19 protein-coding genes, 1 pseudogene and 2 riboswitches are annotated in these 23,548 nt (G+C 47.7%); of the genes and pseudogenes, 13 read left to right on the forward strand and 7 right to left on the reverse strand.

Annotated features, from left to right (window positions below; translation table 11 throughout):
* Positions 1 to 26 precede the first annotated feature (26 nt).
* The 4 genes from C6P39_RS22080 to pflB (C6P39_RS22095) form a co-directional block, all read right to left on the reverse strand.
* The gene (locus tag C6P39_RS22080; RefSeq protein WP_104805211.1) at positions 27 to 1,202 is read right to left on the reverse strand and encodes an MFS transporter; all 1,176 of its coding nucleotides are present in this window, start codon (positions 1,200 to 1,202) and stop codon (positions 27 to 29) included.
* A gap of 335 nt (positions 1,203 to 1,537) precedes the next feature.
* Entirely contained in the window at positions 1,538 to 2,965 is a 1,428-nt protein-coding gene (locus C6P39_RS22085) for a PucR family transcriptional regulator (protein ID WP_158661667.1), read from the reverse strand.
* A 340-nt stretch (positions 2,966 to 3,305) separates the two neighbouring features.
* Entirely contained in the window at positions 3,306 to 4,073 is a 768-nt protein-coding gene (gene pflA, locus C6P39_RS22090) for a pyruvate formate-lyase-activating protein (RefSeq protein WP_095175812.1), read from the reverse strand.
* Positions 4,074 to 4,091: 18 nt separating this feature from the next.
* Positions 4,092 to 6,317, reverse strand: coding sequence for a formate C-acetyltransferase (pflB, locus tag C6P39_RS22095; RefSeq protein WP_104805213.1), 2,226 nt, complete (start codon positions 6,315 to 6,317; stop codon positions 4,092 to 4,094).
* A gap of 327 nt (positions 6,318 to 6,644) precedes the next feature.
* Between pflB (C6P39_RS22095) and C6P39_RS22100 the strand changes: the two genes are divergently transcribed.
* From C6P39_RS22100 to C6P39_RS22145, 11 genes and pseudogenes are all read left to right on the forward strand, one after another.
* The gene (locus tag C6P39_RS22100) at positions 6,645 to 6,998 is read left to right on the forward strand and encodes an arsenate reductase family protein (RefSeq protein WP_095175814.1); all 354 of its coding nucleotides are present in this window, start codon (positions 6,645 to 6,647) and stop codon (positions 6,996 to 6,998) included.
* Positions 6,999 to 7,013: 15 nt separating this feature from the next.
* A pseudogene (locus C6P39_RS28560) lies at positions 7,014 to 7,481 on the forward strand (YbaK/EbsC family protein); the annotation flags it as partial.
* Positions 7,482 to 7,637: 156 nt separating this feature from the next.
* Positions 7,638 to 8,879 (forward strand): sensor domain-containing diguanylate cyclase, encoded by a 1,242-nt coding sequence (locus tag C6P39_RS28025; protein ID WP_278278007.1) that lies wholly within the window; start codon positions 7,638 to 7,640, stop codon positions 8,877 to 8,879.
* 288 nt (positions 8,880 to 9,167) lie between these two features.
* The gene (locus C6P39_RS22110) at positions 9,168 to 10,703 is read left to right on the forward strand and encodes an ATP-binding cassette domain-containing protein (RefSeq protein WP_104806019.1); all 1,536 of its coding nucleotides are present in this window, start codon (positions 9,168 to 9,170) and stop codon (positions 10,701 to 10,703) included.
* Positions 10,704 to 11,114: 411 nt separating this feature from the next.
* Positions 11,115 to 11,224, forward strand: a riboswitch (TPP riboswitch).
* A gap of 50 nt (positions 11,225 to 11,274) precedes the next feature.
* On the forward strand, positions 11,275 to 12,099 hold the full coding sequence (gene thiM / locus C6P39_RS22115) for a hydroxyethylthiazole kinase (protein ID WP_104805215.1): 825 nt from the start codon (positions 11,275 to 11,277) through the stop codon (positions 12,097 to 12,099).
* Entirely contained in the window at positions 12,086 to 12,745 is a 660-nt protein-coding gene (gene thiE / locus C6P39_RS22120; RefSeq protein ID WP_104805216.1) for a thiamine phosphate synthase, read from the forward strand. Before thiM ends, thiE begins: the two co-directional genes overlap by 14 nt.
* On the forward strand, positions 12,742 to 13,392 hold the full coding sequence (locus tag C6P39_RS22125; RefSeq protein WP_104805217.1) for an HAD family hydrolase: 651 nt from the start codon (positions 12,742 to 12,744) through the stop codon (positions 13,390 to 13,392). The genes thiE and C6P39_RS22125 overlap by 4 nt, the downstream gene beginning before the upstream one ends.
* Entirely contained in the window at positions 13,389 to 14,198 is an 810-nt protein-coding gene (gene thiD, locus C6P39_RS22130) for a bifunctional hydroxymethylpyrimidine kinase/phosphomethylpyrimidine kinase (RefSeq protein ID WP_104805218.1), read from the forward strand. The genes C6P39_RS22125 and thiD overlap by 4 nt, the downstream gene beginning before the upstream one ends.
* Before the next feature lie 90 nt (positions 14,199 to 14,288).
* Positions 14,289 to 14,368: riboswitch (ZMP/ZTP riboswitch) on the forward strand.
* Positions 14,369 to 14,459: 91 nt separating this feature from the next.
* Complete coding sequence (gene pflB / locus C6P39_RS22135) at positions 14,460 to 16,712, forward strand: formate C-acetyltransferase (protein WP_104805219.1); 2,253 nt, start codon at positions 14,460 to 14,462, stop codon at positions 16,710 to 16,712.
* Positions 16,699 to 17,466, forward strand: a complete 768-nt coding sequence (pflA, locus tag C6P39_RS22140; protein ID WP_095175819.1) for a pyruvate formate-lyase-activating protein — start codon at positions 16,699 to 16,701, stop codon at positions 17,464 to 17,466. Before pflB (C6P39_RS22135) ends, pflA (C6P39_RS22140) begins: the two co-directional genes overlap by 14 nt.
* A 163-nt stretch (positions 17,467 to 17,629) precedes the next feature.
* Positions 17,630 to 18,526: a putative manganese transporter gene (locus C6P39_RS22145; protein ID WP_095175820.1), complete on the forward strand. Its 897-nt coding sequence runs from the start codon at positions 17,630 to 17,632 to the stop codon at positions 18,524 to 18,526.
* Positions 18,527 to 18,601: 75 nt separating this feature from the next.
* On the opposite strand, the gene C6P39_RS22150 is transcribed toward C6P39_RS22145, so the two are convergent.
* Together C6P39_RS22150 and C6P39_RS22155 are read right to left on the reverse strand one after the other, a co-directional pair.
* The gene (locus C6P39_RS22150; RefSeq protein WP_095175821.1) at positions 18,602 to 19,192 is read right to left on the reverse strand and encodes a hypothetical protein; all 591 of its coding nucleotides are present in this window, start codon (positions 19,190 to 19,192) and stop codon (positions 18,602 to 18,604) included.
* Positions 19,193 to 19,476: 284 nt separating this feature from the next.
* Entirely contained in the window at positions 19,477 to 19,677 is a 201-nt protein-coding gene (locus C6P39_RS22155) for a cold-shock protein (protein ID WP_095175822.1), read from the reverse strand.
* 338 nt (positions 19,678 to 20,015) lie between these two features.
* Here C6P39_RS22155 and C6P39_RS22160 point away from each other — a divergent pair, with 338 nt between their 5' ends.
* Positions 20,016 to 21,503: an AAA family ATPase gene (locus C6P39_RS22160; protein ID WP_095175823.1), complete on the forward strand. Its 1,488-nt coding sequence runs from the start codon at positions 20,016 to 20,018 to the stop codon at positions 21,501 to 21,503.
* A gap of 17 nt (positions 21,504 to 21,520) precedes the next feature.
* Here the strand turns inward: C6P39_RS22160 and C6P39_RS22165 are convergent, their stop codons facing one another.
* Positions 21,521 to 22,408, reverse strand: coding sequence for a LysR family transcriptional regulator (locus C6P39_RS22165; RefSeq protein WP_104805220.1), 888 nt, complete (start codon positions 22,406 to 22,408; stop codon positions 21,521 to 21,523).
* 678 nt (positions 22,409 to 23,086) lie between these two features.
* Here C6P39_RS22165 and C6P39_RS22170 point away from each other — a divergent pair.
* Positions 23,087 to 23,503 (forward strand): hypothetical protein, encoded by a 417-nt coding sequence (locus tag C6P39_RS22170; RefSeq protein WP_104805221.1) that lies wholly within the window; start codon positions 23,087 to 23,089, stop codon positions 23,501 to 23,503.
* The last annotated feature ends 45 nt before the right edge of the window (positions 23,504 to 23,548 follow it).

The following is a 23,548-nucleotide window of genomic DNA, read 5'->3' on the forward strand; positions in this document are numbered from 1 at the left end:
ACAAGTTCCTCCTGTGAAGGGGTGTCTTACTGTTCGGTCTGTTTCGGGAAGGGGTTGTAGATCAGGAATACAACGCCAAGAACCGCAATGATCACAGTTTCCACCAGCAGAGGAGAGTAAATATTTTCACCGCAGATGGTTTTCAGCAATGAAAGCCAGAAGCTGCTCAGGAAACCGCCCAGGTTCATCAATGCCATGATAATAGAGGTTCCGATAGCCACTGTGGAAGGCGGAGTGCGCATGCCAACCAGTGTGAAAGCAGCAGGCATAATGACTGAAAATGCAAATCCGATCAAAATAGTACCTGCGGACATAACTGCCATAGTTTTTCCTATGTAGATACAGTAAGCGCCGATGGCCCAAAGGAAGAAGGCAATAGGAAGGCAGAAACGTTTCATCATCTTAAATATAGTACCGAACAGGAAACCGGCCACACATCCGGCAACTGTATAGAGAGACAGGGCAGTTGCAGCCATGGTTGCACCGCCGGCACCCTTCATTTCAAACATCAGAGACATATTCAGCATTACAGGATAGTTCAGTACATTGAACAGCAGGAACAAAATGGCAATGGCATAAACAAATGGTGATATTTTGTCTTTTGCCGCCGGTTTTCCGTTGGTTTCAGGCTGAACTGGCGCTTTTGCCGGTTCAGGCAGGAAAATCAGACATACGATGGAGATAATTCCCAGAAGGTGTCCGAAAAAAGTGGTTTTCCAGCCCACATCAGCCAGTGCGCCGCCAAGCATCTGCAGCACAATTCCGCCGCCGTTCATGAGCAGTGTGCCGTATCCCAGGTAAGCCGCCTGTTTCTGGCCCTCATACAGGCCGATGATCAGAGCGTTTCCAAGAGGAGCCATAAGGCCGAGGCCGATGCCTACCAGTGCCCGTGTCACTAAGATAAAGGCAAAGGAGCCGCCCACGATGGCGGGAAGTGTACCGGAAACAGTGAAGATGATACAGCCGGTCAATGCCAGGGTGCGGTATTTTACCTTTTTTCCTGCCACAGTACCTGCCCATAAGGTGGCAAATACCACGAAGAGGGTAGGCAGGGTGGAAATCAGGGAGAAGTTATTGTCAGGAAACGCGGCTGCCAGTTTCGCCATGGCAGGCGTTACCACAGTGAATCCCATGGATATAAAATAAAGAGATAATATGGCTATGGTCTCTTTGAGGCCAACCTGGTTTTTAGAAGTGCTCATATGCAGATCCTCCTTTTTCTTTTCGCTCTCTTATTTTTGTGTTGTGGACAGTTGGTTTCGCATTTTTCCGGAAAGTACAGCAAAATCGTTTTTCTGCAGCTACTGTTTGAAAGTTGTGCAGAATTGCCGTGCAACTACTATACATAGATTATAAGAAAGTGGGAAAAGAAAAACTACGGTTGGAAAATACGAATTTTTATCAAAAAGAGGTAGATTATTCGTACTGTAAAAGAAAAATAGCAGATATGTATAAAAAACTTAAAAAATTGCAGGAGCCTGTATAGAAAAAGATACAGACTCCTGCAAAAATGCCGGCAGATATGCGGTGTGAAAATTTACCCAAAGAGTTTTAAGATACGGATGGAGAGCTTCATATAATCCCGGGTATAGCCTTCCTCCAGATTGCAGCTGAGTTCCTCCGTCATCTTTTTGATCCGGTATACCAGTGTATTCCTGTGGACAAACAATTCCTCTGAGGTGTGCAGAAGAGAACGCTCATTGTTCAGGTAAGCTTCCATGGTGCGCACCCGGTCCGTGGGCTGCTTCAGATCCAGACGGTGGAACCGGAGGATGTCCGGATGGCAGGCTGCCAGGAGAACATCAGGGGTACTGTTTTTGATAATATAATCAATGGCCCTGGGATAAAAATCATAATAATGTTTGTCAGGCTGCCTTTCTTCCAGGGCAAAGAGCGCCTGTTTGTAGTGAAACCGGAGATCTTTTAAAAAACAGGCCGGAAGACTGATGCCTGCGGCCATGTGGTTGTGGCGGACAAGCCGGCTCAGACGGTGCTTCAAGGTATCGCTAGTCTCTTTCTTTTCATTATAGAGAAGCACCACGCCGCCGTCCAGACAGAAGATCTCACAGTGGGGAAGCTGTTGGGATATCATATGGGCAGCCAGAAGAAGTACCTGTTCTTCCAGAACCCCGTTCTCCCCGTGAAAGACCCAGAGACCGTAGGTATCCTCTGTGGACCAGTCATTGACTTCCAATTGTCGGTCAAGTTCTCTGTTACCGACCGGTATTCCCTTGATCAAATCACGGAAAACACTGTAGTGGTCACTGTCCGGAGGGGCCGCGGGACCCGTTTTCCCCATGGAAACAGCCAGAAGCCGTGTGATGCGGTCCAGAAGCTGGCAGTCCCCGTGGTTCAGTCTCCGGTTCCGCTCCACCAAAGTGATGCGTCCGCACTGTGCATGGTCATAATAGATAAAGGAGGAGAGGCAGTCAGAGAGGGCCTTCCGGTCAAAATGGTATTTGGTGGCACCCTGGTTAAAGAAATTCTGGTCTGTGCAGTCACGCCGCATGAAACGGATGCTGTCAATGGAACTGCAGCCATATTCCATAAGATGCGCCCACTCCTCATCCACATAGACCTCCTTATACTGTCTGCTGTATGCCAGAACATTGCAGTTGGCATCAAGAAGGACCATAGGATTGTGAAAGCAGTGCCAGCTCTCATCCAGGATCTTCTGATAATCACACTGTTCGGCAGCGGCAGTTATAGAAGCATCCCAATCCTCATAGAAATCAAAAATACCCTGGATAATTTCAAATGCTTCGTCAAATTGTATGTCTTTTAGTTTGATGATGTCATTTTCCCATTGGCAGATCACATCATTTCCGCTTGGAAACACATAAACACAGTTGGTAGCATAGGCACGTCGGGCGCTTTTTAAAACAGCAGGCGTGTTGTCACTGATCTGAGATTCCGGATTCAGCGGCTTGAGCCTGTTGGCGATCATCCACATACTTAGTTTCATAATAAAAATCCCCCTGTTCTGCATAGGCCAGTCACACTCACCGCTTATATTAAGCGGGAGTTTTCCTGATGAGGTGAAAATGCAGCTTTGTATCAAAGTATAATACAATCTTAAAAGAATGTCGAGAGCTGTCGAAAGAGAAAAGAATAAAAAAGGCTGCTGTTCACTCCGTGTCCGGTAACACGCTTCGGGATGCACAGATATGGACATTCTGCCCCATATCGCGCTGCCTGCCTCGGGATTTTCATGCTTCCGGCATGAAAACGCCTCCCGGTACAGTGGTCTGTGAACCGTAACTAAAAAGGCCTGCCGGATTTTAATTTCTCCGGCAGGCGCAGCGTCAGGTGTAATGAGAGAGGAACCTTGTATGGGTTACATTTTCTATTCCGTCCAGAATGATCTCGTAAGCTGTCCGGGCCTCTTCTTTTGTGAGCTGTCTCGTGTCACACAAAGGATATTGAAGTCCCAGGTTATCGTATTTGACTTTTCCCATGGAATGATAGGGGAGCACTTCCACGGCTTTTAGATTTTTTAGGGAACCGAGAAAAATACCCAGGGAAAATAGAGAGTCCCGGTCAAAGGTAATACCCGGTACAGCTACATGGCGGACCCAGAGAGGAACCTGGTGGGTGTCCAGATACCTGGCAAAATCCAGAATGTTTTTGTTGGAATGTCCAGTCAGGCTTTTGTGCTCATCTTCCCGGATATGCTTAAGGTCCAGCATCACCAGATCGGTAGCTTTTAAAAGCCGCTCTGCCTTTTTTAGATAATCCGGACTGTCTGCCCGGAATGTGACGCCGGAGGTATCCAGACAGGTGTGGATACCCTGGGCTTTGGCCTTTTCAAACAGTTCTGTCAGGAAGGGAAGCTGTAAAAGAGGCTCCCCTCCGGTGGCGGTCAGTCCGCCTGTGGCATAAAAGGCACGGTTCCGGTCCATAGATGCGATGATCTCCTCCGTATCCATGAGGGTGCCTTCCCCCGGCTTCCAGGTATCGGGATTGTGGCAGTACAGGCAGCGCATGGGACAGCCCTGGAAAAATACAACATAGCGGACACCCGGTCCGTCCACGGTCCCGAAACTCTCCAGGGAGTGGATATATCCTTTCATGTGGACACCTGCCTTTTCCTATATATTCTGGTGGAAGGTTCTGGAGATCACTTCATCCTGCTGTTCTTTTGTCAGTTTGATAAAGTTTACGGCATAACCGGATACGCGGATCGTGAGCTGGGGATATTTTTCAGGATGTTTCTGTGCATCCAGAAGGGTATCCCTGTTAAACACATTTACATTCAGGTGATGTCCGCCCTTTGCTGCGTAGCCGTCCAGCAGTGCCACCAGGTTTTTTGCTGCATTTCCGTTTTTGCCAAGAGCATCCGGTACGATGGAGAAGGTGTTGGAGATGCCGTCCTGGGCATCCATAAAGGGCATCTTAGCCACAGTGGCCATGGAGGCAACCGCACCGTTGGTATCCCGCCCGTGCATGGGATTGGCTCCCGGTGCGAAGGCTTCTCCGGCTTTTCTTCCGTCCGGGGTGGACCCTGTGTTCTTACCGTAGGACACATTGGAAGTGATGGTCAGGATGGATGTGGTGGGAACACCTCCCCGGTAGGTGTGGTTTCCTTTGATGTACTGCATAAAGGTGTGGAGCACATCCTGGGCAATCCGGTCTGCGCGGTCATCGTCGTTTCCGTATTTCGGAAAATCCCCTTCAATCTCAAAATCAACAGCGATCCCCTGTTCATTGCGCACGGGTTTTACTTTGGCGTAACGGATGGCTGAGAGGGAGTCTGCCACAACGGAAAATCCGGCGATCCCGGTGGCGAACCAGAGGCGGACCTCCTTATCATGAAGGGCCATCTGCAGGCGTTCATAGCTGTATTTGTCGTGCATGTAATGGATGATGTTCAGGGCATTTACATAGACACCTGCCAGCCATTTCATCATATCCCTGTATTTTTCCATCACTTCATCATAATTAAGATATTCGGACGTAATGGGACGGAATTTCGGCCCCACCTGCTGGCCGGAAATCTCGTCCACGCCGCCGTTGATGGCATAGAGCAGACATTTGGCCAGGTTGGCACGAGCGCCGAAGAACTGCATCTCTTTGCCAATGCGCATGGAGGATACACAGCAGGCAATACCGTAGTCGTCTCCGTGTACCGGGCGCATCACGTCATCATTTTCATACTGGATAGCAGAGTGGCGGATGGAAATCTCGGCACAGTATTCCTTAAAGCTCTCAGGAAGTCTGGAGGACCATAAAACAGTCAGGTTCGGCTCCGGAGCAGCACCCAGATTGTCCAGGGTGTGAAGGTATCGAAAAGACATTTTTGTCACCAGGGGACGGCCGTCCAGCCCCATTCCGCCGATGGATTCCGTTACCCAGGTAGGGTCTCCCGCGAAGATCTGGTTGTAGTCAGGTGTGCGGGCAAAGCAGACAAGGCGGAGTTTCATAATAAACTGATCAATGATCTCCTGTATCTGGGACTCCGTATAGGTTCCTTCCTTTAAATCCCTCTCTGCATAGATATCCAGGAAGGTGGAAGTACGGCCAAGGCTCATGGCGGCTCCGTTCTGTTCCTTCACGGCTGCCAGGTAAGCAAAATACAGTGCCTGTGTGGCCTCAAGTATGTTCTCGGCAGGCCCGGAGATGTCACAGCCGTAAATGCGGGCCAGTTCCTTCAGCATTTTCAGTGCACGGATCTGCTCTGAAAGTTCCTCCCGTTCACGGATCACATCAGAATACATGATACTGCGGGTGGTGGCTTTTTCTTCCTCTTTCTCCTCGATCAGGCGGTCTACCCCGTAGAGGGCAGCCCTTCTGTAATCGCCGATGATGCGCCCTCTGCCATAGGCGTCCGGAAGTCCGGTTATAATGTGGTTGGAACGGCAGGCCCGCATTTCAGGGGTGTAGGCATCAAACACACCGGCATTGTGGGTCTTTCTGTGTGCGGTGAAATATTCCACTACTTCAGGATCCACATGGTAGCCGTTGTCCTCACAGGCTTTGACCGCCATTCGGATACCGCCGTATGGCTGCATGGAGCGCTTCAGCGGTTTGTCTGTCTGCAGTCCCACGATCTTTTCCTTGTCTTTATTCAGATAACCGGGGCCGTGGGATGTGATCGTGGATACGATCTTAGTGTCCATATCCAGAACTCCGCCCTTTTCCCGTTCTTCTTTTGTAAGGGCAAGAACCTGCTGCCACAGATCTTTTGTGTCCTCAGTGGCTGATTTGAGAAAGGTTCCGTCCCCCTCGTATGGTGTATAATTCTGCTGGATAAAATCCCGTACATTAATTTCTTTTTCCCAGGCACCGCCTGTAAAGGTTCTCCATTCTGTTCTCATAAAGTAATTACCTCCTGCTGTAATCATGAATCAAAGCTGGCAAAATTATGTGCAGCAGCCTTAAAGAAAAACAAGTTACCAAATATTTCCAAATTGTATATTGTATACAAAGCGTAACCTGTGCTATATAAATATCACAGTCGGAAGCCTCTTGTCAATCTGGATTAAAAAAGTATTGAATAAAATACAAAAGGAGGGGGCAAAGAAGGCTTTTTGTAGTTGAAAGCGGCAAAGTATAATGATAAACTAGAACCATGAAAAAGGGTAACCGTTCCGTGCCTTCACAGTTGCAAGGTGAATGGTTACAAAAAAGGAGGCATTACACATATGTTATTTATAGAGTATCCAAAATGCAGCACCTGCCAGAAAGCAAAGAAATGGCTTACAGAGAAGGGAATAGAGTTTGAGGACCGCCATATGATAGAGGAAAACCCTACGAAGGAGGAACTGGAGACATGGTACCGTGCAAGCGGTCTGCCGCTGAAACGTTTTTTTAACACCAGCGGCATGAAGTATAAAGAGCTGAACCTGAAAGAGAAGCTGCCGGACATGAGTGAGGAAGAGCAGCTTGCGCTGCTTGCCACGGACGGTATGCTGGTAAAACGTCCGGTACTGGTGGGAGAATCCTTTGTTGTCACAGGATTTAAGGAAAAGGAGTGGATGGAGAAACTCGGTCTGTAAAAATGAGGTGCAAAGATGGCGATTGAAAAAGTAAAGGAGTATTTTAGCGGTTTCGGCATGGAGGGACGTATACTGGAATTTTCTCAGTCTTCAGCCACCGTAGAGCTGGCAGCCCAGGCTGCAGGATGCGAACCGGCCCGCATTGCCAAAACCCTGTCTTTTCTGGTGGACGGCGGGACTGTGCTTGTGGTGATGGCAGGAGATGCCAGGGTGGACAATAAAAAATTCAAAGAGTATTTTCACACGAAAGCTAAAATGCTTTCTCCCGATGAAGTGGAAGCCAGGACAGGACATGCAGTGGGCGGAGTATGCCCATTCGGAATTCCGGAGGATGTCCGGGTGTTCCTGGATCTCTCCATGAAAAGATTTAAGACCGTATTTCCGGCCTGCGGAAGCGCCAACAGTGCCATAGAATTGTCACTGGAGGAGATGGAGCGATACGCAAAAAGCCAGGGATTTATAGATGTATGCCGGGGATGGCAGCCGGAACCCTCGTCTGTTTCGGAACCCTCGTCTGTTTCGGAGCCCTCGTCTGTTTCAGAGTCCTTGTCTGTTTCGGAGCCGCTGCCTGTTTCGGGATCCGCGCACGTTTCCCCGTTCCCGCCTGTTCCGGAGCAGCCGCAAAAGTATCTTGCCCGTATGCCGGGCGGCTTTTTTATCTATGAGGCTGAGGAAGGTGAGAAGATCACTTATGTCAATGACAACATATTAAAGCTTTACCGATGCGAAGATATGGAGGCTTTTGTAAAGCTCACCAACGGTTCTTTTAGAGGCATGGTGCATCCCAAGGACTTGGAGCGTGTGGAAAGCGAGATCAAAAGGCAGATCGCATCCGGTACATACGACTACGTGGAATATAGGATCTGCTGCCAGGATGGTACTGTATTGTGGGTTGAGGATTACGGGCGGCTGGTGGAGGATGAGAACGGCAGACATTATTTTTATGTTTTTCTTGTGGATGCCACGGAAAAGATCAGGCTGAGAAAGCTGGTGAACCGCAGGGATCACCTGCAGAGAATTCTCACCACACTGGCGAATGACGTAGATTTTGACATCCGCTGCAAAAACTGTACCGTTCATGTCTACGGCTGTTTTGAACAACGGTTCGGAAGACCGCCCCGGAAGAAAGACTTCGTACCTTTCATGTGTGAGAATTGTGAGAAAAAGGGAGAACTCAAGCTGATGGTCCACAATCATCCCATGGAGGAACCGCGTTTTGATAAGGAAGAGCAGGATGTGGTCGTGGTGGACGGGGAGGGCAATAATCTGTGGACCAGATGCCAGATCGCCCATTTCAAAGGGCAGGATGACGGTTTTGACAGAAAGATAGGCAGGATGCTGGACACCCATGAACAGACCATGAGGGAAATCTATTACCGCCAGGGAGCGGAAAAGGACTGCCTCACGGGTATCTACAACCGCAGATCAGGAGAGCGTCTTATCAAACGGCGTCTGAAAAATATGGAGCGTACTTCCTCCTGCATGATGATCATGCTGGATGTGGATGGGTTTAAAATGCTCAATGACACCTACGGGCATCCGTTTGGGGACAACATTCTTCTCCAAGTGGCATGTGCCCTCCAGTCTACCTTCCGGAAAAACGATATCTGTGCCCGTATCGGCGGAGATGAATTTATGGTGTTTTTGGAGGGGGTGAGGGACAAAGGCGTTTGTCTAAAAAGGCTGCAGCAGCTTGTTACCTATACGCTGCAGGATGAGAGTGTGGAACAGTATAACGTGACACTTTCCGCAGGGGTATCTTATCAGACAGGAAATAAGCTTTCCTATGAGGAGATGTACCGGCGTGCGGATGAGGCCCTGTATCAGGCAAAGCGTGCGGGAAAACGTTCCTTCAGGGTATATAGTGAAAATGATGCTTGACAGAAAGTATTGTGTCGTTTAGAATGATATCTGCAGAGTGTTCTGCAAGAGAATGTAAAGAAAAGAGGGATAGGATGATTCAGTAGTTTATGATTCGGAGCATAGAAGACAGAGAGTAACCTGCGCGTCAGGTCTGTTTTCGTTGCCGGAGAGTAGACTGACTGAAGAGTGGTATCATATCCTTTTGATGATATCTTTGCGGGTCCTGATATAGGTGCGCATATTTAAGAGTCTGTTTTTCCGGTGGAGAAACAGGCTCTTTTTATATCAGGAAAGAAGGGATGCATTATGATGCAGATCAAAAATCTGACGATTACACATAAAAAAGATATGAGGACCCTGGTGGAGAATTTTTCCTTTGTGCTGAATCCCGGTGACAGAGCTGTCATGATCGGGGAAGAGGGAAACGGCAAATCCACACTTTTGAAGCTGATCTGTGACCCGGCCCTTGTGGAATCCTATGCGGAGTTCACGGGAGAGATCATCAAAAACCGGCAAAAGACAGGGTATCTGCCCCAGGAGCTGGAGGAACAGAACCGGGAGAAAAGCGTCTGGGAATATTTTACCGGAAACACAGGTTTTTACAATATGACACCAAAAGAACTGTCAAATATAAGCCGGGAACTGGGAATATCGGCGGATATTTATTATTCCCAGCAAAAGATGGGAGCGCTTTCCGGTGGGGAGAAGATCAAGCTGCAGATGGCCGGGATCCTAATGGAAAATCCGGATATCCTTCTGTTGGACGAACCGTCCAATGACATTGATATCCGGACATTGGAGTGGATGGAGGATTTTATGAATCAATGCCAAATACCCATTCTCTACATTTCCCATGATGAGACCCTGATTGAGCGGACCGCCAATGTCATCATCCATCTGGAGCAGATTAACAGAAAGACAAAACCCAGGTACTCTGTTGCGAAGATGGATTACAGAACCTATATGGAAAACAGGGCAAGAGGACTTACCAATCAGGAGCGCATTGCGAGAAAAGAACGGGAGGATGCCAGAAAGCAGGAAGAGCGGTTCCGCAGAATCCAGCAGAAAGTGGAGCGTGACCAGAACAATATCACCCGGCAGAACCCCCACGGCGGGCAGTTGCTGAAAAAGAAGATGCACGCCGTAAAGGCCATGGAGCGCCGCTATTTAAGGGAAGCGGAGGACAGGACAGAGATACCGGAGACAGAGGATGCCATATTTATCCGGTTTCCAAAAGACACTTCCATTCCAAATGGCAAGACAGTGCTTGCATATTCTCTTGATAAGCTCTGTATCGGGGAACGGGTGCTCTCTCAGCAGATCGCCCTGTCTGTAAAGGGACCAAAAAAAGTCTGTATCACAGGAGCAAACGGCATTGGAAAAACCACACTTCTGCGGAAAATAGCGGAATCCATGCAGGAGAGAACAGACCTGCATGTGGCTTATATGCCTCAGAATTACGAAGAAAAAATGGATGGCAGCAAGACTCCGGCAGAATTTCTGCAAAAAAAGGGAGACAAAGAGGAAATCAGCAGGATCCGCACGTATCTGGGCAGTATGAAATACACGGCAGATGAGATGGACCACAGTATCTCCCAGCTTTCCGGCGGTCAGAAAGCAAAACTGTTTTTCCTGAAAATGAGCCTGGACGGCAGCAATGTGCTTCTTTTGGATGAACCCACCAGAAATTTTTCACCCCTGTCCGGGCCTGTGATCCGAAGACTTCTGGCAGATTTCAAAGGGGCAGTCATCAGTGTATCCCATGACAGAAAGTATATGGATGAGGTGTGTGATACCATCTATGAACTGATGGAAAATGGTCTGGAAAAGAGAAAAGGATAGATAAGACTTTGCGGAACCGTGATATCTTTCAGGGAACTGTTCACTTCGCGTCCAGTAACACGCTTCGCGATGCACAGATATGGAACATTCTGCCCCATATCGCGCTGGCTGCCTCGGGATCTTCATGCTTCCGGCATGAAAACGCCTTCCGGTACAGTGGCCTGTGAACAGCAACCTTTCAGGGGCCGCCACATAGAACAAAGCTGACAGAATTTGACAGGAACAGGTAAGTGTGGTATCCTGATAACCAGTTAAAGTAAAACATGGGCAACTATTCAGTAGGTCTGCGCATTCACTGCGCTGACCGTAAGAAAGTGTACCACGGCCAAGCAAAAATCCCATCGCCAAAGGCGATTTTGCATGGATTTTTGCCTGTAACTGTGAGGGTACTGAACAGTTACAAATATGGATAAGTTTCATCGGGGGAGCCTGTAGCGGCAGGCTGAGAGGAAGTCACCAACTTCGACCCTTTAACCTGATATGGGTAATGCCAGCGTAGGGAGAGATCAAGATTCCGGGAGACGTGTTGGCGTCTCCCTTTTTATGTTTCAGGATACAGAAAGGAGAAAAAATGCTGGGAGAAATACTGGAAAACGTTAGGAGTAAATCGCCTCTGATTCAGAACATCACCAATTATGTAACTGCAAATGACTGTGCCAATATTACGTTGGCCTGCGGTGCTTCCCCAACCATGTCGGACGGGGAGGAGGAAGCAGAGGAGATGGGACGCCTCTGCGACGGTCTGAACATCAATATGGGGACCCTGCATCCCCGTTCCGTGAAAGCCATGCTTTTGGCAGGAAAAAGTGCGGGAAGCTGCGGGCATCCCATTGTACTTGACCCTGTGGGGGCCGGGGCATCCACATACCGCAGGAAGACAGCGGAACAATTACTCAGGGAAATTGCTTTTACCGCCATCCGGGGAAATATTTCGGAAATTAAGACCATTGCCGGGGGCGGAAACAGTTCCAAGGGAGTGGATGCTGATGCGGCGGATGCTGTTACAGACGAAAATCTGGAAAAGACCATAACATTCGCAAAGGATCTTTCAAAAAAGACCGGGGCAGTGATCGCTATCAGCGGTGCAATCGATATTGTGACAGACAAAAACCATACCTACATAATCAGAAACGGGAACCCTGTCATGGCAAAGATCACAGGCTGCGGCTGTATGCTCAGCTCCCTTGCAGCAGCCTATCTGGCGGCCAATCCGGACAGAAGGCTGGAAGCTGTGGCTGCTGCTGTGATCTCCATGGGCCTGTGCGGGGAAAAGGCATTTGAGAAGATGGAAAGCGAGCGCAGGGGCAGCGCATCCTGCAGAAACTATCTGATAGATGAGGTGTATCATTTGACCGGCAGCGAGCTGGAGAGAGGAGCAAAATATGAACTGCGCTGAGAAAAGAGAAATGGTGAGACGTGCCCTGCTTCTGTATGCCGTTACGGACCGATCCTGGGTGGGAGAAAAGACACTTTATGAGCAGGTAAAAGCATCTCTGGATGGAGGCATTACGCTTTTGCAGCTCAGGGAAAAAGAGATGCCGTATGAGGATTTTCTGCGTGAGGCAAAGGATATGAAGGCTCTTGCCGCCAGTTACCGTGTCCCCCTGATGATCAACGATAATGTGGACCTTGCCCTGGCTGTGGATGCGGACGGCGTACATGTGGGGCAGAGCGATATGGAGGCGGGAAGCGTCAGGGAAAAACTGGGCCAGGATAAGGTCATCGGCGTCTCCGCCCGGACTGTTTTAGAGGCTCTGCGGGCAGAAAAGGCAGGGGCGGATTATCTGGGCGTGGGGGCAGTGTTTTCCACCTCCACCAAAGAAGATGCAGACGTAATCGCATGGGATACCCTGAAAGAGATCTGTCAGGCGGTATCCATCCCTGTTGTGGCGATCGGCGGAATTAAGAAAGATAACGTGATGCAGCTTGCCGGAAGCGGTGCGGCAGGAATTTCCGTTATTTCCGGCATTTATGGACAGACGGATATCAGAGCCGCCTGTGAGGAACTGCTGGCACTGGCTAAGGAGATGATAAAAAAATGAGAGGGATAAAGGGCGCCATATTCGACGCGGACGGCACGCTATTCGATTCTATGGGGCTGTGGGACCAGGCAGGAGAACGCTATCTGAAACGAAAGGGGATCAGGCCCCGGAAGGATATCCGCCAAAAACTGGAGACCATGACAATGGGAGAGTCTGCAGAATATTTCCGCACCAGCTATGGGATCTTGCTCCGGAACGACCAAATCATTGACGAGATTAACACCATGATATATGACTGTTACAAAGAGGAGATCCGGATCAAACCGGGACTGCTTTCCGTGTTGGATGATTTAAAGAGCCGCAGTATCAGAATGTGTATCGCCACATCCACAGACAGGCCTCTTATAGAAGCTGCGCTTAAAAATAACGGGATTGATTCTTATTTTACCGGTATTCTTACTTGTACGGAGGCAGGAGCCGGTAAAAGAAATCCACGGATATATGAGCAGGCGATGGGGATCATCGGTACAAAAAAAGAAGAGACATTAGTGCTGGAAGATGCATATTTTGCAGCAGAAACAGCGAAAAAAGCCGGATTTTTACTGGCAGTCATACGTGATCTTTATTCTGAAAAAGACAGAGAAAAATTGCTTAGACTGGCAGATATCTATCTTGAAAAATGGGAAGATTGGGGGCGGAAAATGTGAAAAAAGTATTGACGATTGCCGGATCAGACTGCAGCGGAGGAGCCGGAATCCAGGCGGATATTAAGACCATAACAGTCCATAAGATGTACGCCATGAGTGTGATCACGGCACTCACGGCGCAGAATACAACAGGTGTATATGGGATACAGGAGTGTGACGCGGAATTTGTGGGTAAACAGATGGACTGCATTTTCACAGATATCCGTCCGGATGCAGTGAAAATCGGTATGGTCTCCAACGAAAAGATCATACGGGAAATTGCCGGAAGGCTGAAAAAATACCGGGCACAGGATGTGGTATTAGACCCGGTCATGATATCCACAAGCGGCAGCAGACTCATATCGAAGGATGCCTCTGAAGCGCTGAAAGAGGAACTTTTCCCTCTGGCAGCAGTGGTGACACCAAATCTTATGGAAGCGGAAGCGCTCTGTGGTTTTTCTGTGGGCAGCCCCAAGGATATGGAACGGGCTGCAGAAAAAATAGCACAGTATGGCCCCGGTGCGGTTCTAATAAAAGGCGGCCATTTGAAAGATGGAGCGGATGATCTTTTATATGAGAAGGGCAGATGTACTTGGTTTTCGTCAAAGCGGATAGAAAATCCCAATACACACGGAACGGGATGCACCTTGTCTTCCGCCATTGCCTGTAGTCTTGCTGCAGGATACCCTCTGGAAAGAAGCGTAAAGAATGCCAAGAATTACCTAACCGGTGCGCTTGAGGACGGGCTTGATCTGGGAAAGGGCAGCGGACCATTGAACCATATGTACAGATTACCTCCTTTTGCAAATGGCTATCCGTTTCGGTAATCTGTAATATTTTTTATAATATGTTTACTAAAAAGAACATAAAAGATTCGTTCCTTTTATTGACAATTCTTAAAAAAATGCTTTATACTACAGATGTTATATGACTGGCGGAAGTGGAATGAACCACAGGGAGTATAACGTTGATTTAGCCGACCGTCTGGGCAGAAGTTGTCTGGATAGGACCGGCTTTTTTTAATATATCCGGTCCGGTCTAAAGGCAGCTTCTACGCAATTATTGTCTTAGAAGGAGGACTTGCAAAGATGAATAACTTCAAACAATGGGATGGATTTAAAGGTAGAATCTGGAAGGAAGAGGTCAATACACGTGACTTTATCCAGCACAACTACGAACCGTATGAAGGAAATCAGGAGTTCCTGGAAGGCCCCACCGAAGCAACGGAAAAACTCTGGTCTGCACTGTCAAAACTGCAGAAAGAGGAACGTGCAAAAGGCGGCGTTCTGGATATGGATACGGAGATCGTATCCTCACTGACTTCCCATGGGCCGGGCTACATCAGTGAAGAATTAAAAGACCTGGAAAAGGTAGTAGGGCTTCAGACCGACAAACCACTGAAACGGGCATTTATGCCTTATGGCGGTATTAAAATGGCAGAGGATTCTTGTACATCCAATGGCTATACACCGGCCCCGGAGCTTCATAAAATCTTTACAGAATATCATAAAACGCATAATCAGGGTGTCTTTGATGCGTACACACCGGAGATGAAAAAAGCCCGTCATAACAAGATCATCACAGGACTTCCGGACACGTATGGCCGTGGCCGTATTGTGGGTGACTACAGAAGAGTGGCGCTTTACGGTGTTGATTTCCTGATGGAAAAGAAAAAAGAAGATTACGATAACTGCGGCTGCGGTATCATGACAGATGAGATCATACGTCAGAGAGAAGAGATTTCCATGCAGTACCGTGCCCTTGCCGATATGAAAAAAATGGCTATGAGCTATGGATATGACATCTCAGAACCGGCACAGAACGCTAAAGAAGCAGTTCAGTGGCTGTATTTCGGGTATTTGGCTGCCATCAAGACACAGAACGGTGCAGCCATGAGTGTGGGCCGTGTGGGGACTTTCCTGGATATTTACATGCAGAGAGATCTGGAAAACGGTACACTGACAGAAAAAGAAGCACAGGAGCTGGTAGACCATTTTATCATGAAGCTGCGAATGGTCAAGTTTGCCCGTGTTCCTTCTTACAACCAGCTTTTCTCCGGAGACCCGGTATGGGCTACCGTGGAGGTGGCAGGCATGGGTCAGGACGGCCGTTCCATGGTCACAAAGACAGATTACAGAATCCTCCACACATTGGAGAACATGGGGCCTGCACCGGAACCGAATCTGACGGTTCTCTACTCATCAAGACTGCCTGTAAACTTTAAGAAATATGCTGCATTTATCTCTGTGGAGACCAGTTCTATCCAGTACGAAAATGACGATGTGATGCGGCCGGTATGGGGAGATGACTATTCCATCTGCTGCTGTGTATCAGCCACCCAGACAGGAAAAGAAATGCAGTTCTTCGGTGCCCGTGCAAACCTGGCAAAATGCCTCTTATATGCCATCAACGGCGGCATGGATGAGAAGTCAAGGGTTCAGGTGGGACCTGAATACAAACCGATCACATCTGATTACCTGGAATATGATGAGCTTGTCCGCAAATATGAAATTATGATGGACTGGCTGGCAGGGCTGTATGTAAATACCCTGAACCTGATCCAGTATATGCACGACAAATATTACTATGAAGCAGCAGAGATGGCACTGATCGATACAGATGTGCGCAGAACTTTTGCAACAGGGATCGCAGGTTTTTCCCATGTGGTGGATTCCCTGTCCGCTGTGAAATACGCCAAGGTAAAAGTTGTGCGGGATGAGGAAGGCGTGGCAGTGGACTTCCAGACAGAGGGTGATTTTCCCCGCTACGGTAATGACGATGACAGAGCAGATGATATTGCGGTATGGCTGCTGCACACGTTCCTGGAAAAGTTGAAAAAATATCCGACCTACCGGAATTCCGAGCCGACCACCTCCATCCTGACTATCACATCCAATGTGGTTTACGGAAAAGCAACAGGCGCGCTGCCGGATGGCAGAAAAGCGGGAGAACCGCTTTCACCCGGTGCAAACCCAAGCTACGGTGCAGAGAAAAACGGCCTTCTGGCTTCCCTGAACTCTGTTGCAAAGCTTCCATATGAGTGGGCACTGGACGGAATCTCCAACACACAGACCATCAATCCGGGTGCCATCGGACATTCGGAGGAGGAGAGGATCAACAATCTGATGCACATTCTGGACGGATACTTTGACCAGGGAGCACATCACTTAAATGTGAATGTGTTTGGTATCGAGAAACTGGTGGATGCCATGGAACATCCGGAAAAAGAGGAGTATGCCAACTTTACGATCCGTGTATCCGGTTATGCGGTTAAATTCATTGATCTGACACGCGAGCAGCAGCTTGACGTGATCGCCCGCTCCGCACATGAGCGCATTTAGTTCGAGAAAAGGCTCCATCCATTCGATCGAAAGCTTTGGTTCCGTGGACGGGCCGGGGGTCCGGTTTGTGATTTTTCTGCAGGGCTGCAGGATGCGCTGCCAGTTCTGCCACAATCCGGATACCTGGAGCACCAGCTCCATGGATATGATGTCAGCAGATGAGCTGCTAGGGCAGGCTCTGCGCTATAAAGCCTACTGGGGAGAGAAAGGCGGAATAACCGTCAGCGGCGGGGAACCGCTGCTCCAGATGGATTTTTTGCTGGAGCTTTTTACAAAGGCTAAGGAAGAAGGGGTGCATACGGTCCTGGATACTTCCGGAAATCCGTTTTCCAGGCACGACCCGTTTTTCCATAAATTCAGCCGCCTTATGGAAGTTACGGATTTACTTCTCCTTGACATCAAACAGATTGACAGCGCAAAGCATAAAATCCTGACAGGATGCAGCAACGAAAACATTCTTGATATGGCCGGATATCTGGCCGAGATCAACAAGCCGGTATGGATTCGCCATGTTCTCGTGCCGGAACGGAACGATTATGACGAAGATCTGATACGGCTGGACGCATTTGTAAAAGGCCTGGGCAATGTTCAGCGCTTTGAAGTGCTGCCATACCACACGCTGGGGGTCTTTAAATGGCAGGATATGCGTATCCCTTATCCCCTGCAGGGGATTGACCCTCCCACGAAAGAGCGGGTGGAGAATGCCAACCGGCTGCTTCATACAAGTGAATATACAGGCTATCTGAACGCATAGGAAGAGCGGCAGCGGAAATTGATATGATAGATTTCCGCTGTCGCTCTGCATTTTGGGAGTATCTGCTAAAAATAACAATCCGGCGTTGAGTTTGTCCTGCATTTATGCTATTATTAGAAACTGGAATGCGAATAAATATTCTGCTGCGGAAGGGAGCTGTGATATGATACTTGACGTGATTTTAGATGCTTTGCTGGATACAGCCAAGCTGATTCCTTTCCTGTTCCTGACTTATCTGGTCATGGAATATCTGGAACATAAAACAAAGAATAAGTCCAAGCAGATCATGCAGAAGTCAGGGCATTTTGGTCCTCTCATTGGCGGTGTGGCAGGTGCGTTTCCCCAGTGTGGGTTCTCAGCGGCCGCAGCCAGCCTTTACTCCGGAGGCGTCATATCAGCGGGAACTCTGCTGGCTATTTTTCTTTCCACTTCAGATGAAATGCTTCCTATCTTTATCTCCGAATCTGTGGCAGCAGGTACAATCCTGCGGATCCTGGGTCTGAAAATTGTTCTTGGAGCTGTATCCGGGTTTGCCATTGATGTATTATGGCGTTTTGGCGGCAAGAAGAGGAGAGAGCGGGAAGAACATAATCATATACACAGAGAACATCATGAGAAAGATATCCATGATCTGTGCGAATCCGAACACTGCCATTGTGAGAACGGCAGCATTATGAGATCGGCTTTTTTACACACGCTTCAGATTACGGTCTTCATCTTTCTCATATCCCTGGTGATCGGATTTTGCGTGGAATTGGTGGGAAGTGACAAGATTGGATACTTTATCAGCACAAAACCGGTTGTCGGTGTATTTTTGGCCGCACTGGTAGGATTGATTCCTAACTGTGCCTCCTCTGTGGTGATCACCCAACTCTACCTGACCGGCATTCTGGGCGCCGGACAGATGATGGCGGGACTACTGGTAGGTGCGGGCGTAGGTATTCTGGTGCTCTGCAGGACCAATAAGGGTGTGAAAGAAAACCTGGGTCTCATTGGGATCTTATACGGAACAGGCGTGTTCTGGGGAATCCTGATAGAGATGCTGGGGATTGTACTGTGATACCATAGCATTCTCTTTGCTGGATGTAATGGTGAAAAAAGCTGGCATTTTTGTATGAGATGCCAGCTTTTTTTCTTATATTACCTGTATCCGGAAGGCAGTGGTCTGTGGTGGGATACTGGCTGTCTGGAAGTTTGCGTGGGTGATCCTGACCATCTGTCCGGGACGGAGAAAGCGGAGATTTACCGGAATACCGGAACGATTTAAAATGACCGTGTCATCAGTTATGACAAATCTGGTCTGACTGTTTATATCGTTTGGATTACCTGTATAGAGGAATCGGTTTCTCAGATCAATAGAAGCGATCCTTCCCGTTGTGGTACTGGTCTGTGGGCGGGGCTGTCTCTTGACAAGGATCAGATAAGCATTTGCCTGTGGCGGAATACTTCTGGTCATACGTGAAGAGAACACAACATTTACCCACATGCCTTTTTGAATCTGGCATGAGTCAATACGCCTGCCGAATGTATCCAGGATGACCGTGTTCCTTCCCACGTTTAAACGCAGATTTTGTATCGAGACGGTCTGGTTTGCTTCGGGGACCGCGTAAGATACAAGGATATGTCCTATCTTGTTATCGTAACAAAACACATCCTCAACAAGAGCATTATCTATGCGCATAACATTACCTTGCTGGATGATCGTGCCTCGGGGATCATTGTTCATAATATGTGTACCTGAGCATTATTTGTTGCTTTTATTATATGCAGGTCTTGAAAAAATGTCAGTAGGATATATGAGATTGGGAAATAATGAGGGTGGGATTTTTTATAGAAATATATGTAAATTGAATGAGATTTTAGGTTGAGCCAGCAAGGAATAATGTATAAACCCCGCCGACTTAGCTGTAATATTAACCATAGCTCTGACTAGTTAACATACAGGGCATCAATGCCTGTCACTGCAGATCGTGTGCAGGCATTGATACGATAGTGAAATGATATTCCGGCTTAAGCGGCACAAACATTAACAGCCTGCATACCGCGGTTTCCCTGAGTTAAATCATAAGTTACGGCCTGGCCGTCTTCAAGAGATTTGTAACCATCGCAATTGATCCCTGAGAAATGTACGAATACATCAGATCCGTCTTCCCCTGTGATAAATCCGAAACCTTTTTCTGAGTTAAACCATTTTACTGTACCTTTATTCATGAAAGATACCTCCTAATTTTTATATGCATTTTACAAAACAAAAAACGCATACAGCAGTAAATCATTAATAAAAGAATGACTTACGGATATATGCGAAATCAAGGCTTTATCAAAACACTTTCTATAGATTACCATAGAAAATGCGCTATGTCAAGAAAAAAATAAAAATATTTTGTGCCGGCAAAGCACAAATGAGCTTGTAAAAGAATAAAAAAATAGGTATACTACATACTTGCAGGGAACCTGCAGTTTGAAGTGATACTGTAAGGCAGCACGTGTATCAGCAGTTATCACATGGTATGTGTGAGGATCTAATATAACAAAAGGAGTACGCAATTATGCCAGTATTTGATTTCAGCAATTCGGACAATAAAAAGAAGAGTGAGTTTCAATGTACATACACCGTGTTTCGTTCCAATGAGAATACAGCCTCCCCGGACAGGCCCATCCTGCTTCTGGACAACCATGAGCGGAAATGGAAGCACCATTCCTGCGGTGTCTTTGCCAATCAGAATCAGCAGACGGCATTTGAATTCAAGGAGGAAGACAAAACGGTCAGCGCAGATATTCTGCAGATAGATGCCCGCTTTGTCAGCCTGATCCACTGGCTGGGTGATAACCACATCAATGTGCGCCTGTCCGGCAAGAACAGGGAGGACGGCTATGCGGTTTACAAGATTCGGGAGATCGCTTTCGGTGGGGGAACCAAGCTTTCCGCTGAGGATGGTTTTCTGCAGTTTATGATAGAAAGACTATTGGCAGGCAGTGCGCCTGTGGAGGAGAATGAGGACGAAGACCAGGAGGAGACCGGTGACAGTATGAAACTCACCAGTCTGCAGAGCATTACGGACTTCATGACCTGTGCAGGCAAGACGATGCCGGATAATATCCGCCTTTGGGCAAGGAGAAATCTGGCTGTTGCCCGTTCCCATGAGGTATCCCCGGAGGAGAGGCGCCATGCCCAGCGCGCACTTTCCATCATGATGAATATCCAGTGGAAGAACAATTATTTTGAGGCTATTGATCCTCAGGAGGCACGCAGAATTCTGGATGAAGAGCTTTACGGTATGGAGCGGGTGAAACAGCGGATCATGGAGACAATCATACAGATCAACCGTACCCATACCCTGCCGGCATACGGTATTTTACTGGTGGGACCTGCCGGAACGGGAAAATCCCAGATCGCTTATGCGGTTGCACGTATATTAAAACTGCCTTGGACAACGCTGGATATGAGTTCTATCAACGACCCGGAACAGCTGACCGGAAGCTCCCGTATCTATGCAAATGCAAAGCCGGGAATTATTATGGAGGCTTTTTCTATGGCAGGTGAATCCAACCTTGTCTTTATAATCAACGAACTGGATAAGGCCTCTTCGGGAAAAGGCAATGGAAATCCGGCAGATGTCCTTCTGACCCTTCTTGATAACCTGGGCTTTACAGACAATTATATTGAATGTATGGTTCCCACTGTTGGCGTATATCCCATAGCCACAGCCAATGATAAGGAGCAGATCAGTGCACCGCTCATGTCGCGTTTTGCTGTCATTGATATTCCGGATTATACGGCGGAAGAAAAGAAGATCATTTTCTCCCGGTATGCCCTGCCGAAAGTCCTGGGACGTATGGGTCTGCAGGAAGATGAATGCGTTGTGACGGAAGAGGCTTATGACGCAGTTGTGGAAAAATATGCGGACACTACCGGTATCCGTGATCTGGAGCAGGCAGCAGAGCATATGGCAGCCAATGCGTTGTATCAGATTGAAGTGAATCATTTGTCAAAAGTGGTTTTTGATGCGGAGATGGTGCGGAGTCTGCTGGAATAAAGCGGAAGAGCCTTGCTCTATATGAGAGTTTTTACCGTTTCTGCAAACCTGCAGACATCATCAGGCGCATCAAAACTGTACAGCAAACCATAAGGGATACTATAATCCCAATTTACCGGAATAGATACAAGTCCCGGATGGACTTCCTGCCAGCATTCAATGGTGAGGAGAATGTTTCCTGTTTCTGCGCAGCGGTTAAACACCGATAAATCATAAAACGGAGGGGTGTCCTCTATTCTGATCTGAGGATGGTGTTTTTCTAAATCGCTGCGCAGAAAGTCATTGACGCCGGAATCTCCCCGCTCAACCATCATCAATGTTTCACCATATAAATCTTCTATATGGATCTGTTCTTTACCTGCCAATGGGTGTTCCCTGGATACGGCGATCATTTTTCGGTATCGCCCCAGAGGGAGGAAGTTGCAGCGGGAAAGCCATTCTTTGGAATCACACACACCGATCAGAAAATCGAATTTTTCTCCCAATTGTTCAATTTCAGTCAAAATCCCTTCATGATCATCTTCAAAAGGAACCAGATGCAGCTTATACGCAGGAAACTCCTTGTTCACCCGATACCATAGATCCATAAATGGCTTTGCCGGATTTAAAAGAGAGGTGCCGATGCAGAAAGTAGTATCATTTGCATGGAGGGCAGCTTTGGCGTTTGCAAGGGACTTTTGGGAATAGTCGATCATGAATTTGGCGTCCCGGTAAATAACAGTTCCTGCAGCCGTCAGACGGACGCCGGATGGGGTGCGCTCTACCAATTTTACATCCAAATGATTTTCCAGGGCGTTCATCTGCTTCATAACAGCGGTGGGAGAGATATACAAGTGGGCAGCCGCCTTGGTAAAACTGCCGCAGTCAGCAACCGCTAGAAAGGTATCCAGCATATGGTTATACATATTGAACCTCCTTTTGGCATTAACTTAAAGTTTATACAAGGATAACATATTGGAGAGTTAAAATCAAGGATGGGGGAAGCAAGGGCTAAGGTGTTGTGGATCCGCTGACTTTTTTGAGATGGACCGGTACTTTTCTTATAATAAAGGAGCTCGTGTCGAAAAGTTGGAGGGAAAACACTTGTAAAAATTGACTTTGCCAAGCTGACCGTCTATAATATGGTTAATCTCAGAAGATGATAACCGGATATGGTTTATGAGAGGATTTCTTAACAAACTGGTAGGATAGTATGTCAGACGGGACATGCGCATTCACTATATCGTATTATATTCTCAGATGATCTTACCGGCTGTTTTATATATTCCGTGACAACTGAGAAAAAACTAATGGCCTTCAGAGAGCGTTTCACAAGTCTGCTAGTACAGCATTGCGTAAGTTTCGGTGATAGAGTGCCTGATATTTTCGTCAGCGCAAGGCGCCGAAGCGACGGCGTAGCGGTTCCTACGACTAGCTTCGGCAACCCGGCACTGGCGTAAATAGCGGGTGCTATATCACTGGAACTTATGCAACGCTGTACTAATTATCATTATTTAAGGAGATTTGGTATAATAGCAAGTTTTGAAAAGCAGAGAGTAGATTTTCTGTTTTTTGTTTTGCCTAGGAGAAAACATTTTATTATCATGAATAAATTTACATATCAAGTTATTATTTTAGCAGCAGCCCTTTTTATGCTGGCAGGTACAGGACTGGCTGTTTTTTCTAATGTCCAGGTGGAAGGAAACCGTTATGGTTCCCATGTGGCTGATCATGAAGATAAACAAATGATTCAGCCAGATGGATCTGACATAGATGAGCAGACAGTACATAATTTTGTACCGTCTTTCAGAGTGCTCTTTCAACAGGTTTTAAAACAATTCAGGGGAAGACAGACGCCCTTTCATTGGCTTTCCAATCTTAATATGTCTCTGCACATTTTTTCCATTGTGCTCGGCGGAGGCATTTTTTTGTTGTTCCTGTTTTACGCTTCGCTGCCCAATCAGTTTTGTGTCAAACTGAATATCACCCATAAGTCGGACGGAAAAAAACGTCCTCTGTAAACTCACGTATCTTTCCGATACGCACAAGTTACAGAATAAGTAAAA

The sequence above is a fragment of the Blautia marasmi genome (assembly GCF_900258535.1).
GTDB lineage: Bacteria > Bacillota > Clostridia > Lachnospirales > Lachnospiraceae > Blautia > Blautia hominis.